The organism is Roseivirga sp. BDSF3-8, assembly GCF_041449215.1.
Lineage (GTDB): Bacteria > Bacteroidota > Bacteroidia > Cytophagales > Cyclobacteriaceae > JBGNFV01.
In genome coordinates, this window is record NZ_JBGNFV010000001.1 from 5,346,814 (window position 1) to 5,360,431 (window position 13,618).

General features: G+C 48.3%; 9 protein-coding genes. 3 read left to right on the forward strand and 6 right to left on the reverse strand.

Annotation, left to right across the window (positions count from 1 at the left end; all coding sequences use genetic code 11):
* Window positions 1-4: 4 nt before the first annotated feature.
* Window positions 5-505, reverse strand: coding sequence for a hypothetical protein (locus tag AB9P05_RS21715; protein WP_371910939.1), 501 nt, complete (start codon window positions 503-505; stop codon window positions 5-7).
* Window positions 506-1,139: 634 nt separating this feature from the next.
* Here AB9P05_RS21715 and AB9P05_RS21720 point away from each other — a divergent pair.
* Window positions 1,140-1,907 carry an oxygenase MpaB family protein gene (locus tag AB9P05_RS21720; RefSeq protein WP_371910940.1) on the forward strand — a complete coding sequence of 256 codons (768 nt, stop codon included), beginning with the start codon at window positions 1,140-1,142 and terminating at the stop codon, window positions 1,905-1,907.
* A gap of 128 nt (window positions 1,908-2,035) precedes the next feature.
* Here the strand turns inward: AB9P05_RS21720 and AB9P05_RS21725 are convergent, their stop codons facing one another.
* From AB9P05_RS21725 to AB9P05_RS21745, 5 genes are all read right to left on the reverse strand, one after another.
* Entirely contained in the window at window positions 2,036-2,770 is a 735-nt protein-coding gene (locus AB9P05_RS21725; RefSeq protein WP_371911377.1) for a DUF6090 family protein, read from the reverse strand.
* Between the two features lie 111 nt (window positions 2,771-2,881).
* Window positions 2,882-3,712, reverse strand: coding sequence for a hypothetical protein (locus tag AB9P05_RS21730; RefSeq protein WP_371910941.1), 831 nt, complete (start codon window positions 3,710-3,712; stop codon window positions 2,882-2,884).
* A gap of 58 nt (window positions 3,713-3,770) precedes the next feature.
* Window positions 3,771-3,971: a pinensin family lanthipeptide gene (locus tag AB9P05_RS21735; protein ID WP_371910942.1), complete on the reverse strand. Its 201-nt coding sequence runs from the start codon at window positions 3,969-3,971 to the stop codon at window positions 3,771-3,773.
* Between the two features lie 280 nt (window positions 3,972-4,251).
* Complete coding sequence (locus AB9P05_RS21740; RefSeq protein ID WP_371910943.1) at window positions 4,252-11,487, reverse strand: choice-of-anchor D domain-containing protein; 7,236 nt, start codon at window positions 11,485-11,487, stop codon at window positions 4,252-4,254.
* 475 nt (window positions 11,488-11,962) lie between these two features.
* A complete protein-coding gene (locus AB9P05_RS21745; RefSeq protein ID WP_371910944.1) occupies window positions 11,963-12,340 on the reverse strand; it encodes a group III truncated hemoglobin in 378 nt (125 codons plus the stop codon).
* 305 nt (window positions 12,341-12,645) lie between these two features.
* Between AB9P05_RS21745 and AB9P05_RS21750 the strand changes: the two genes are divergently transcribed.
* On the forward strand, window positions 12,646-12,936 hold the full coding sequence (locus tag AB9P05_RS21750) for a hypothetical protein (RefSeq protein WP_371910945.1): 291 nt from the start codon (window positions 12,646-12,648) through the stop codon (window positions 12,934-12,936).
* An 8-nt stretch (window positions 12,937-12,944) separates the two neighbouring features.
* Window positions 12,945-13,538 carry a tetratricopeptide repeat protein gene (locus tag AB9P05_RS21755; RefSeq protein WP_371910946.1) on the forward strand — a complete coding sequence of 198 codons (594 nt, stop codon included), beginning with the start codon at window positions 12,945-12,947 and terminating at the stop codon, window positions 13,536-13,538.
* The last annotated feature ends 80 nt before the right edge of the window (window positions 13,539-13,618 follow it).

A 13,618-nucleotide genomic window follows, 5' to 3' on the forward strand; every position in this document is an offset into this window, starting at 1 on the left:
ATAACTACATATCGTTTTGAACACTTGCCTTATTCTTTATCCGGCTGAGTATCCTCTTCTCGAACCTTTCGACTTCCGCTGTATTTTCCCACCACCAAAATGAGTCATTCACCCATTGCCAGGCGCCAGGTCTCAGTTCCTTATTAATACCTGCAAAGCCAAAGGTAGTTGTCTGTCTGTTTTTAGACCTTGTCCACGTATGGATTATCTCATCCCTTTCAGGGTCGTAAAAATAGATGGAATACCAATGATCATGCTTATCCACCCGTCCATCCTGCAGCCCAAGCCTTGATGCTGCAGGATATTGATCAGGGTCCAATTGAGGGCTTTCCCTTTTAACCTCTTTTATTATTTGAATCAGGGCTTCTTCAGGCATATCAAACTCATACCTTTCCGCCCTGGGGTACGATCCCGGCGCCATAAACCATCCCACCGTATAAGCCACAAAACCACCGACGATAATACCTACCAGGCATAAAAGGCCGACTTTAGTACCATAACTCATACATATAAATTTAACTTCTAATAGGCAGGACCTGAGAAGATATTTTTTTAAATATCTTCAAATGTAGTAAATGGGTAAAACACAAACATAATATATAATTTCACTACAGTCAGGAAGATAAATCCGGTCACAATGAATAACTAATAATTATTCTCATCACTGGTGTCCCCCATTTACAGGTTTTGGCTTAAATACACCTGGCCTATGATTCACTGGTAATAAAGCAAAGGTTACCACAGTGAGGATCGGTATAAGACCTTGCCGCCTCATCGCAGCGAAGCCTTTGTAGCTCTATAAAGCCGGTTAGGGCCGAGTGCCGTAGGCACATAGCCCCTCTTCCACTATTACATCACACTCCTCCGGAGGAGATGACCGTCAAATAAAAGAAATAGCTAAAAAAGATGACATGCCATGGAATCATCGAGCCCTCAAAACCAATGGCCTATAGAGTCCTGAAAATAAAACCGTTACAGATCAGGTACTGGAATTATCAGTCAACCGGGCAGCTATTAACCTGGAAGCACATGGCCCACCCCAAAGCTACTTCTTTACATAAAGTTGTTAATGATACTTTGAATTGCAAAGTACTTTTGCATACCTTTACACCATCACGTAATAAACCCGGTGCTACCGTATGAATACATTTGTCAGAAAAGATTCTATCGTACGCAAAATATGGGGAAAGAGCGACACCGTTCTATTCATATTTGCCGGTGCCTCAGCCGAGTTTGCCCTTAACAAGGCCGTAAACTGGCTCTATTTTACCGGACGGCTGCCTGCCGATCCGCTGGAGAGGTTATTTTCTACTGTCACCTACGCCCAGCGAATTATTTTCATGCCTTATGAGCAATCAATAGCCGCTATAAGCGACATAAGAGCAGCGCATGCGGCGGTAGAGAAAAAACGCGGCCAGAATATACCCCAGTGGTCATACCGTGATGTGCTATATATGCTTATAAGTTATAGCATCACCGTTTATGAACTTCTGGAACGAAAACTTAGCGAAGCGGAAAAGGAAGAAGTATATAATGTCTTCTGCCGGGTGGGCTTGCTGATGGGGATCCAAAAGCTTCCGGAGACGTATAGTGAATGGCTACCCGACAGGGACTTGCATTTGCAGCAAGACCTCGGTAGAAGTCACTACACCCTGGACCTGTATAAACAATACCGGAAGCATCTTGGCCCTATCCGCTACTGGCTGCTTTTACAAGTACAGCAACTAATATGTCCGGCACAGGTAAAACACCTGCTGAACCTTAAAATGAACCCGCTGATACCACCCGCTTTCGTCCTGTATAAAATGACACGCCGGCTCAGGGCAGATACCCTGGTTAAAGCCTTGTTTTTGCCGGGTGCTTATAAGCAACAAATACGTAGGCTGAATATGGCGCCATTAACCTGATCGCTGTCACATAATTAATTAACCCTATCCTGGTGGAAGATGGCTAATGGTAAAAGGCCACAGCCGGTGATTTCACCACCTTGTAGTCTGCTTTGTGTACATGAAATACCACCTATAAGGAGGCAGCACTATTTATCCAAATTATGATCAATCAGAGCAAGTACAGTATCAATGCGGTCCTGTAGCGGCAGGTAATGAGAGTCTTCCGTTGTGATACCGATCAAAATGAACATTAGCAGGTTATCCTCGAAGCGGGACGTCCGGATGATACCGAGGTTACTTTCATTATGTGCCTTAGGCTCTAGCCCCAACTGAGACACCGAAATCCCCGTTTTATCCACCACCGTTCTGATACTCCCTTCTCCTTCCCGAAATATTCCCAGTATATACTCACGCTGCGTGCGCAGCGAGGCCTCCTGCTGGTGTACCTGCCGTATCACAGACTCCCAGGAGGTAAGATACATTCTGAGTTCAGCATCAGAAAGGTCTTTAAGACCACCTGAATTAATAATCTCCAGCAACAGGGAATTATTAGGGTTATAGCTGATCTCGTAGGACAAGGTATTTAGTAATATGTCTGAGAGGGCCGACTCAGTGATGTCAGCCGAATCGGAATTGATAATCTGTGCCAGCCGCTTAGCCTCTTCGTAGTTAAGCCGGTTCACTCTCATCAGCTCCACCAGCTTAGCCCTGCTCTGTTGGAATTCGGCCTTTAACCCTTCCAGATAAAACTGCTCACGCTTTTTGGCCGCTTCTCGCTGGTTCCAGTTATTAATAGCAAGGGCGATCAGAATACCCACCACAATAAGAAATACCTCACCAACAGCATACAGGAGGTAGCGCGTAAAGTTATTTTCTGCCAGTAGTTTTTTCCTGACCCTTCATAGAAAGGTTATCATGGCACCAGGGTTAGCAACACGGGATATATAATAGTCTATTGCAATATAACCCCTTTTTATTCTTTTCAAATATCCTTAAAGCGGCCTTAGGTACCGGCTGCTCATCCAGCCGATGGCTTTGTAATGCTTGTAATCATTATTACCCCCGTAAAACAATGAGTTATTCCGGTTAGGTGTATCATCCATTACCACCAGCCACCATACCCTGCCGGTATCATCCTCCCATTCTGCCAGCGCCGTTCCTTTATCCCCCTGGTGGTACACAGTCACGATATTCTGTCCGTCAATCGGCATGTATGGCAAATCCATTTCCCTAAGGCCCGTTTTTATATTGGGAGAATCACGCATATTATAGCTTTCCTGTATTACCTCAAACCGCACAGGCTCTATAGATTGATAATCGATCAGGGAATTTCCCATAGCGGCATAGTCTTCCGTAATCCGAAACCTGCCCTCACCAGGCAGGTATTCCAGGTAAGTCAGGTGGTCCACATACCCTGCACAGCAGGCATAATCCAGCAGTACCAGGTGAGTACCTTCTTCCCCGTGCAGATCAACCACCCTGCCGGTCCATGAAGAAACATACTGATACGCCCCGTTTACCTTCCGGAAAATCAACACCCCTTCGCCCTCTCCACCCGTGTAGCCATTGTAAAGGACTTCATCCACACCATCTTTATCAATATCAATGAGATGAAACCGGTCTATATATTCAAATGCAGAGGAAAAATCAGGATATATCTCATAAGGCATGATACGGAGCAGCTCCTCCAGTGCCCCCTCTCCTACATGCCTGTAGCCGTTAGCCTCCCAATCATATGGGCTTTTGGCACTAAACAGACCAATATCCTGGGCCTGGCAAAGCAGGCTTCCAAGTACTATGGGCAGGAGCAATAATCTTTTCATATAATAAAAAGCAGTCCCCAAAAATAGAGACTGCTTGTATAAGATAAAAGCGTAGCGTTTACTTAGGCTGCGTGCAAAGAGGCTCATAGGTATCGCACTGACCACCAGAATAGCACCATCTGTTATAAGTAAAGTTGCAGAATTCAGGCTCTTCCGAACAAGCGAAGGTTTCACCACCCTTGATAGTCTGGATAGAACCCTCAGGCTTAGTCACAAAGCTTTTAACTTCCAGTGAATCGAGGCTTAATTTCTTCTTCATCTTAATGTAGTTTTTTCTTAGTGCCTACTCTGTTTTAGCTTTTCGGCAATCGCTAATGATATGTCATGAAGGTATAAACCAGGCTTCGAACTTACCAATAGCTACCCCTGAAATAATATTTTGTCATTATTAAATTATCCAAAACTCATAATTTTCTAATGAAAGCCATCACCCCCACACCCTGATTTATAGTGAGTTATTCTCTGGCCCATTAGCATAAAAAAACAAACGCCCGGCTCAGTAAGCCGGGCGTTTTGTGCTTATTACAAATGAGGTTGTCTTACCTCCTAACTACTTTTTGTTGTGAAACCACATTAGAGGCTTCATCGATAACACGAAGCAGGTATATGCCCGTCTCCAGTCTTTCCGTAGGCAACTGGTACACCATACGTCCTGTAGCCTCACCGGTACTTTCCACTACCTGGCGAAGAGCAGTCACCTGCCTGCCTTGTGCATCCACGAGGCTTAGTGTATACTCCCCGGGCACCAGTCCGCCAACATCCACCGTAAGGTCAGCCCCATCCACAGGGTTCGGATAGAGGATCATTTCCACCTCTTCGTCAGGCACCAGGTTAGGCATGCGGTTATACGCCAGCTCCATGCCGCTTCTGGTGGCTACACCTGCAGAAGGCACCTTAACGATACCATCCACATCGAAGCCGTCCGCTCCGCCACCGAACCTGTTACGATCGGATATGTCCGTGACCCTTACGTACTGCAGGGCACTCAGACCTGAACCGGCCATATCAATATAGGTATCCTTACAGATCTCATCTGCCAGTACCGTCCAGCTCTGTCCGTCCAATGATCCCTCTACGCGGGCCTTTTCAGGATAACTGTTACAGCCACGGCCCACATCGTTAAAGGAAGTCTCTATAATAAACAGATCATCGCCCTCCTGGTCATCAATCACGCAGGCCATTTTTACAGTAAGTGATCCACCGAAGCCAAGGCTTACGAAGTTGTACGTGTCATTTTCTTCCGGTTCACCAAGCGCCTTATCAGGGTCGGTGCGGTTGGAAGCAATATCACGGTTATTCTTCTTCTTGCCGGGACTGTAGTCCACTACCTCTATAGCTGTGCATGGAGCATCGCTGTCTATCACAGTAAAGTTCACCGTAACCGGTGTACCGGCCTCACCTCTGCCACCGCGGCTGCCATAAGGCGTAACTGTGATCGTATTCTCTCCCAGAGGGAACTCTACCGGATTATAATCACCATTCGGATTATCTCCGTCCAGAGCAAACGGCGCGATACTCTCTACCTGGAAGCGAGCATTGCCGTTGAAGCCAAAGACCACACTTTGCGTTAGATCACCAGGCTCTGCTCTCACGCTGAAAGCGTTGTTCGCGTAATCTGCCAGGTCTATCGTATCACCATCCACCAGAGGGCCTATGTCCTCGTCTGTATCTGCATTAACCAGTACAAGAGGAGGCAATATGCTGGGTCCGCTGACCACATTAAGCGTAACAGGCACCAGCGCAAGCGGACGGAAGGGGTCATTGCTCTGCACCTGTATATCACCATTATAAACACCTTCATCAAGACCTTCGGCACTAAGAGGCACATCCACTACTACTGCCTCACCAGGTAGCAAAGTACCTGATGCAAGTGGTGGTGTAATGCTTATTGCCAGGCCGTCTTCCAGATAAGTAGTGTTGAAGATGATCTGCAGTCCTTCCTCAGGACCAGGACCCTGCAATCCTACCGTGCTGCTGGTAGCGATAGTTGAGTTCGTATTCTCATATTGTAGCTTGATCCTGCCGTCAGGGTAAAGGATCATCTGGAAGGTAACCGGTGCCGGCGCAGGTCCGAAGAACCCGAAGCCGGGAGTCTCCTCCCACTGTACAATGAAAGACTCGGCACTGCCCTGGTAGAAGACTCCCCCGCCATCTGCAGGCTCAAGGTCGTCCCACATACCCGCGATCATGGATCTTGGATTCAGGCTATTAGGTATCTGCCGGTTAGAGAAGTTACTACCCGACAGTGGTTCGAAGGCCACAAAGCCATTAGCTCCGATAAACACACTATCATGCTCAACCCCGAAGAAAGTAAAGCTGAAGGGAAGCGGTACACGCTCATTGCCATCGTTGCTTACGCTTGCCTGCGTTCCGGAGCCACTTATATCCATAAAGTTATAAGCCGCTCCCCCGCTGTTATTATCACGCCATGCATAGCCGAATGTACCCGGTCCGCCACTCGCGTTGAGCACGTCAGGACCTACACGGTTATCCGGTTCCTCCTTCGTAGCAGGCGCTTCCAGGTCCAGTTTAGGATAGCGCATCACCAGTTGGTCACCACTTCCAAAGGAAGGCGGTATCACACTAAAGGTAAGGTCACTATTTCCCTCGTTACTTATCGTAAGTGACTCCACCGTGCTTTCACCCGGGGCCAGCGTTACCGAAATAGAGTCAGGGTCAAGCCCCAGCACCGGTGGTGCAATACCCGTTCCGGAGAGGTTCACCACGACCATCTCGTTACCAAAGGCATCATTAGTCTCCAATACGATCTGGTCACTCAGTACTCCGTCCTGCGTAGGGCTGAAAGTAACCTCGATGTCAAGGCTTTCTCCTGGCGCAAGGTCAACGCTGTCAGGCGCATCAGAACTAAAATCAGCTCCTGAAGGACCGGAAATGATTCCCACCAGGTCCTTCGTGCCATTATTACTCACCGTAAAGCTCTGTACACTCTCCAGGCCAACAAATAGTGGTTCGAAAACCAGGCTATCCGGAGCTACCTCTATCTCAGGGAAGCCAATCACCGTAAGCTCTACTAAAGCCTGGGCATCAGCATTCAACGGATCATTGGTACTGAGATCCAGTGCGTCATAGTACACACCATCATTCAACCCGGCAGCATCCAGGTTAACGGTAATACTTACGGAAGAACCGGGAGGTACAATACCATTGGCAGGCTCAGCACCGGTAATGAAAGGCGTAAGGCCAAAGGGAGGTTTGATGAAACGCACCGCCAGCCCATTCTTAATATAGGATGTATTAAAGGCCACCTGTGCACCGTCCGTACCATCCTCATTCTCAATACCTACGGTACTCTCATCAAGGAAGGGAGCCGTCTCCACATCTTCGTAGAAGAAATCGATGTTGCCATTTTCATACAGTACAATCTGGAAGGTAACTGTCTCAGAAGCATCGCCCAGGAATTCGGGAACATCCGTATACTGCACCACAAAGCGGTCAGCAAATGCCTGGTAATACACGGCGGCATCGAATTCATCCGTCACCAGGTCGTCCCACAGTGCGGCAATAATCCCCCCGTTAGGCGTACCCGTATCAGGTATCTGATCATTGGTAAAGGTAAAGCTTGGAGGCTCAGCGAAAGCAAGGAAGCCATTGCCGCTTATCCATACCTCGTCCTCGTCATTTCCGTAAAACTCAAAATCAAATGGCAGGTCTGCACGGAAGAATCCTTCGTCAGCCGTACTATCACTCACCTCCGTACCAGTTCCGCTTATGTCGCTGAATGCATACACAGGTCCGCCCGGCTCATCACTATCGATCCAGCGATACCCGAAGCCCAGGTCTTCACCAAAAGCATATTCCACAGGATGTCCTATGCGGTTGTCGTCCTGCTCCTTGCTTAGCTCATTACGATTTGCAAACTCGATACGCTCCGTATTATTCAGCACCACATCCTCTGCCGCCAGTAAGGCATTAACAGTGGCTGCAGGCGTACTGAATATGAGCGGGAAGGTTCCCAGGTTACGCAGTTCAAACTCAACCGATCCGGTTTCGCCCGTCTCCAGCGTTTCCTGTGCTATGTCCGGCACCAGCTCCAGTACAGGCGGTGCCGTACCCACACCTATCAGGAATACCTGATTTTGGGTGCTGTTATCCGCATCACTGTTTATCGTGAGCGTGGCAAAGAGGTTCCCCAGCGTCTGCGGAGCAAACGTCACCACCACTTCCAGGCTATCACCTGCAGGTATGGAAGCCTCCTCCACACTGGCGCTATACTGGAAGCCATCAATACTGATATCAGAGATATTGATCGCAGCCAGTCCGTTATTAAAGATAGTGAAAGAAAGGTCTTTACTTCCTCCCACGAACACCGCACCGAAGTCCAGTAGGTTCTCATTTACCACTATCTCAGACTCCTGACCAGACACCACCAGCGTAGTGGGCACTTCAGCCACCGGCTCATCAGGGTCATTGCTGCTGAAGATAATAGGCGTACGATAAGTACCATTAGCTACCTGCGAGGCATCAAATGTCACTTCCACATCCACCGACTCACCGGGAGCCACTTCCCCGCTTTCGGGTGACAGGCTTATGTACCCTTCGCCACTGCCGCTAAGGGCTCTTTTCAGGAAGACAAAGCCACTCCCATTGTATGTATTACCTCCGTCACTACTGAAGAAGTAAGTATTGGGCCGCTGGGTGGCATTGGCATCCACTCCCTGCGGGAAGGCAACGCCATCAGGGTACTTATGAATTACCCAGAACTCGTCTCCTGCATCAAATGAGAAGGACTGATCCAGTTCTGTCAGCAGAAACACACCCTCTTCCGAGGCCGTATTGATTGTCTGTGTCAGCAACAGGGTACCCTGATTTGGAGTGGTTCCCCCCTCCCTGATTTCCAGAATAACGGTAGGGTTGCTTACTGCTTCAGTACGGTAGGCGTTGCGCACTGCCGTTAAGGTAAAGCCACCGGCAGGCACCTCAAAACGTACAGCACTGGTATAGGCCGCCGTTTGCACACCGGAAAAGTCATCGGGGAAAGATATACCGGAATCGTAGAAAATAGAATCGCTGAATTCCGCATTATCAGTTCCGGGGTTCGGCAGTGGCCTTACACCTTCGGTAGTACCGCCTGCCCTGCCCTGCGCACTGGCCGGCACACTGCTTTCAGTATAACTGCCCGAATCACCATACCCGTACCTGGCCATGTCCAGTCCTGCGAGCGGATCAGCCAACAGATTGGCCGGTTCTTCCACCGTAGGGCCGGTAGAGGCTGTAAAGTTCAGAGGCTGTTCCCCGTTATTCGATACGGTAATTGTCCGCACCGCTACAGGATCATCATTCTGTACATTTATGCTGACAGAAATACTATCAGGAGAAAGAGCGATAGCAGGTGGGGCCACTACGTTTAAAGTAGCAGGTACACGAATCTCAGGCTCATCGCTGTCATTACTACTGATGACCAGGTCTGCGGTATACACACCGGTTGAATCTACCAGCCGGGCATCAAATAATACATCCACTACGTCTGTTTCGCCAGGCTGTACAGTTCCGCCCATCGTATTAACAGACACAAAGAAGCTCTCAGGGTCACCGTCCACTATTTCCAGGTTGTCCACATCCAGGATAGAGCCTACTGCCTCCATAGGGCTGAAGAGCACTACCTGCTCGATGTTTGGCGCAAAGGCTGTTCCGCTGAATATAAGGTTACCGTCAAGCAGCACCCGCATGTCCAGGTTTTCCCTGTCCACTACCACTGCGATGGTGAAGTAACCGGAAGGCGTAACAGCGCCTGTAGGCAAAAAAGCTTCTACTCCACCGTCCAGTACAGAAATAGAACCATCAGGGTTAAAGCGTACCCGGGTATTTACCAGTTCCTCGCCAGGCGACTGTGGAATGAACTCCCACGTCACCCCACCAACACCTGAAATCTGCATCTCTGCAGAGGCGTAAGAGAATGGCTGCGGCCCTACTTCGATAGTAGGCGACAGCGCCAGATTATTAAAAGGGGCCCCATTAGAACCATCAGATGTGGCCCGTATATGGCGCGTACCTTCAAAAGGGTTTGTGTTGGCTATGACCCAGTTAGGGGTGGACTGAGTCACCCAGCCCATTTGTCCGTCCAGTTCACCAAGAGCAAAGTCCTCAAAATCTGCCGCGTATAGCGGAGCAGCCACTTCATTCATAGTTCCCGAAGCTGTTACCAGGCGACTAAGCTCAGTGTTCTCCGCATCGTGCGTAACCGCCAGGCTACGGAATCCCCTTGTCAAAGCCTCCCTGGTCCGGGCTACATTGGCAGCAAAGGTACTACCACTCAGGTCATCCACCATTATGGAGTACACCAGCTCATCATCACCGGTATTGGCTATCTCCAGCGTTTGAGTAGCCGTCTGGAGCAAGGCAAGTGTTTGGGACAGACTATCCGGACTTACTTCAATCTCGGGAGCTTCCGTACCATCCAGCACGGTAAGGCTTACCGGCACCACCAGGGTAGGTGTAAGACTGTCACCATCGCTGATCAGCAGGTCACTGGTATACACGCCCTTAGGCAGTACACTCGCATCAACCGTTACTGCCAGGCTCGTATTTTCGCCAGCGGTGAGGCTACCGGAAGCAGGGCTCACTGAAAGCCAGGCCTGCTCAGGGTCTTCACTGACACTAAAACTTTGCAGTGAATCGGATATGTTAGTCAGATCCAGTATCACCTCCTCTGAGTTACCTACCAGCAATTCCACATCTACCTCTTGTGGTGAAACCGCCAGTGTCGGCGCACCCGCATTGTTCAATACCCATCCCATATCCTCGAACAGGCCGCGGGTTATATCTCCAATATCAAAGGTGGACTCAGCACTACCTACCTGTGGCGTCATTAGTGAATTAGGGTCACCTGCCGGAAAGGCCGCTTCGTCCCAGTGAGCATAGCTCGATCCTCCCTGAAATACAGAGGGAGCATAAAGCTCTGCCGGATTACCAGATAGGGCTGCAACTGTGCTGGGCCCGGCCTGAAATATATCTCCTCCGGTAAGCGCATTCGCTATTGCAGCAGAAGGATCTGCCAGTGAAGTTATCGGCGTACCGTCACCCAGCTCCACAAACTCACTGTAAATGCTGTATGAACCGCTACTGCGTATGGTACCCTGGCCAAAGTTCACGCCACGTATAGCAGTAAAGCCCAGGCCATGACCGATTTCATGCAGCGCAACCGTAGCAAAGCTAAACTGTCCGGCAGGCGTATTTGTGTCAAGCCCGAAGTACCAGTTAATACCCGTACCTAAGTTAACCTGCAGATCGAACGGTTCATCAGGGAACAGTTCCTCTCCTGCTATAGCATTAGCTAATGCTGCAGGGTAGAAAACATCCGGCAGGACATCAGGGCTAAAATTTCTGACGCTGTAGGACGGCCCTGCCGAAGCAAGTACGCCCGGCCCGAGATTAGCAAACTCTGCAAAAACCTTGATCGGCACATCGCTTACAATCTCTGAAGACCAAATATCCAGGGCAAAAAGAAAAGCCGCCTGCGCATCAGGATTAGCCTGAGCACCGGGGCCAAAGGTAACTTCAAAAGTAGCGGTCTGTGTGGCCAGCATGCGGCTGGAGTACATTTCAGATACACTTTTGAATCCGGAGGGCAGCACTTTTGTGTGCTCATCCTGCTCACCGGCAGGGCAAATTACAATCTCTCCCGGGCCTTTTTCAATACCCTGCGCTAACGCCGGGGAAAGACCCGTAAATGTAAAAAAGAGAAAAAGTAAAGGTAATAGTGTCATCCAGGGGGGTAAAGACGGTTGTCTTCCACCCTGATGGTAGTGGTTTCTCATAGTGTAGAGATTTAGTCTAAGGTTGATTTCCTAAATAAAGTATTTCTAAAAAAATGAAAATGAAAGCATTGATTATCAACACTTAACACGACACCTTGTAGGTTGGAGGAAAATTTTAATATATAGGAAAACACTGCGGAACATTAAATATATCTATCTATATATTTAATGTTCCCACACCATTACATACCTGATAGTAGCAAGAGAAGCTCTGCAATCGGTTTATTCAGTAAATTATGGCGCTCATCGTACCCTTTTCGGCAGCCTTTCCGGAAATTACCTAACCAACAATGGAGTACACTTTAAAATGATCTGGAAGCTAAATTAAGAGGGATAGTGTGAGGGAAATTTTTTGAAAAAATTATATCTATTTCCATCCGGCACTAGCATATTCGTAAGTATCGTGTCGGCTGGTCACACACTAATGTTTAGGGTAGGCATCTTATCCGGTTGGGGCAGCCGGCCAAAAGACAGATCAGGCACCGGCCTGCCTCACCTTAAACTTCATAAGAGCGGCGATTTGATTGGCCCTGGTGATAGCCTCATCGGCCGTTTTGCCTGTAAACAACGAGTGTACGGTATGCGTCCACAGCTCAAGCCATCGGTCGAAATGAAGAGGCAGCAACGGCTCTTTTTCACTCAGCAGGATATGTTTTACCATCGGGTTACCCTTATAGGTCTGGTTCCCCAACAGCACAGTCTCCCAAAAATCGCACAAAACCGGGATATGCACCTCCCAGTCAAGCCTCACCACCTCAGTAAAAAATTTACCTATAACCTGATCAGGAATGGCACGCTTGTAAAAGGCATCCACAAGCTTCTCAATGTCCTGTCTGTTTTCTATATCATGCATACAGTCGTAAAGCTACGCCTACCTGGATATATATAAAAATTACCAGGCTTAAACCCTACCCGTGAGTATGTCCATACAGACTCAAGGCAGCTTACCTTATCCTCCCGGCTTACCCTTACACACCATTAATAAAACCAGAAACACATGCCGGTTCATTTCAAATCAGTGCAGTGAATCTGCTTACAGAAAGTGAGCAAAGAGCAGAATCTTACATAATTACGACAGTGTATTTACCACCTTATCACCTCATAATATTGTAGTGAAAGGCTACCTTCATACCTTTACAAGGTAATGCTGAATAAAACATGAAAAAAAGATTATTCCTTATCCTTATCACCACCCTGCTCTTTCACGCAGGGTATTCACAAGATTATTATAGCCGCTTCATAGCCCGAGCACAGGCCAATGACACGGTAGGCCAGTTAGAGGTTCTAACTGAGTGGAAAGCTAATAACCCTGATGATGCAGAGCTTTACACCTGCTATTTCAACTATCATTTTAATAAAGGAAGAAAAGAGTCAGTGGCCCTGATGAACGAGCCCACTGAAGGTGAAAACTTTCTAAGGATAGTACCCAACAGACACAGGCTTATTTAGGAAGGCATGTGTATTATGATCAGGCTGAAGTAAATAAGGGGCTGGAAAAGATAGAAGAAGGAATTGAGCGCTACCCTGATCGTCTTGATATGCGCTTTGGTAAGATCTACGCACTGGGACAGGTAAAGGACTGGGCCACTTTCACCTCTGAGGTGATCAGGACGGTGCAGCACTCTGCCACAAATGACAACCAATGGACATGGACTAAAAACCAACCCAAAGAAGGAGGCCAGGAGGCATTTCTACATGCTATCCAGGACTACCAGGTTCAGTTGTTCAACACCGGAGACACAAGCCTGCTGGCGAACATGCGAAGCATAGCCCGGGAGATACTGGATATTTACCCTGAGGATGTGCCCAGTCTGTCAAACCTGTCCATCACATACCTATTGGCAGAAGAATATGAAAAGGGATTGGAACCATTGCTCCGGGCAGAAAAAATAGCGCCTGAGGATGACGTGATACTGTCTAACATCGCTCATGCCTACAAGCTTAACGGGGATAAGAAAAAGGCAATCAACTATTATAAAAAACTGACAAAATACGGCAGTCCCGAAATGCAGGCATTTGCAGAAGAGCAGATTACGGAACTAAGCCAGTAAAATACCCAGTGGACAAGTGTCCCGGGGCTGAGTCATCTCAACCCGCGTTTATTTGATTACTATCTGATATGCATAAAAAA

Bases quoted from the DNA above. Each gene is read 5' to 3' on its own strand.
- AB9P05_RS21715 (WP_371910939.1), bottom strand. From the start codon at position 505: ATGAGTTATGGTACTAAAGTCGGCCTTTTATGCCTGGTAGGTATTATC.
- AB9P05_RS21720 (WP_371910940.1), top strand. From the start codon at position 1,140: ATGAATACATTTGTCAGAAAAGATTCTATCGTACGCAAAATATGGGGA.
- AB9P05_RS21730 (WP_371910941.1), bottom strand. From the start codon at position 3,712: ATGAAAAGATTATTGCTCCTGCCCATAGTACTTGGAAGCCTGCTTTGC.
- AB9P05_RS21735 (WP_371910942.1), bottom strand. From the start codon at position 3,971: ATGAAGAAGAAATTAAGCCTCGATTCACTGGAAGTTAAAAGCTTTGTG.
- AB9P05_RS21740 (WP_371910943.1), bottom strand. From the start codon at position 11,487: ATGAGAAACCACTACCATCAGGGTGGAAGACAACCGTCTTTACCCCCC.
- AB9P05_RS21745 (WP_371910944.1), bottom strand. From the start codon at position 12,340: ATGCATGATATAGAAAACAGACAGGACATTGAGAAGCTTGTGGATGCC.
- AB9P05_RS21750 (WP_371910945.1), top strand. From the start codon at position 12,646: ATGAAAAAAAGATTATTCCTTATCCTTATCACCACCCTGCTCTTTCAC.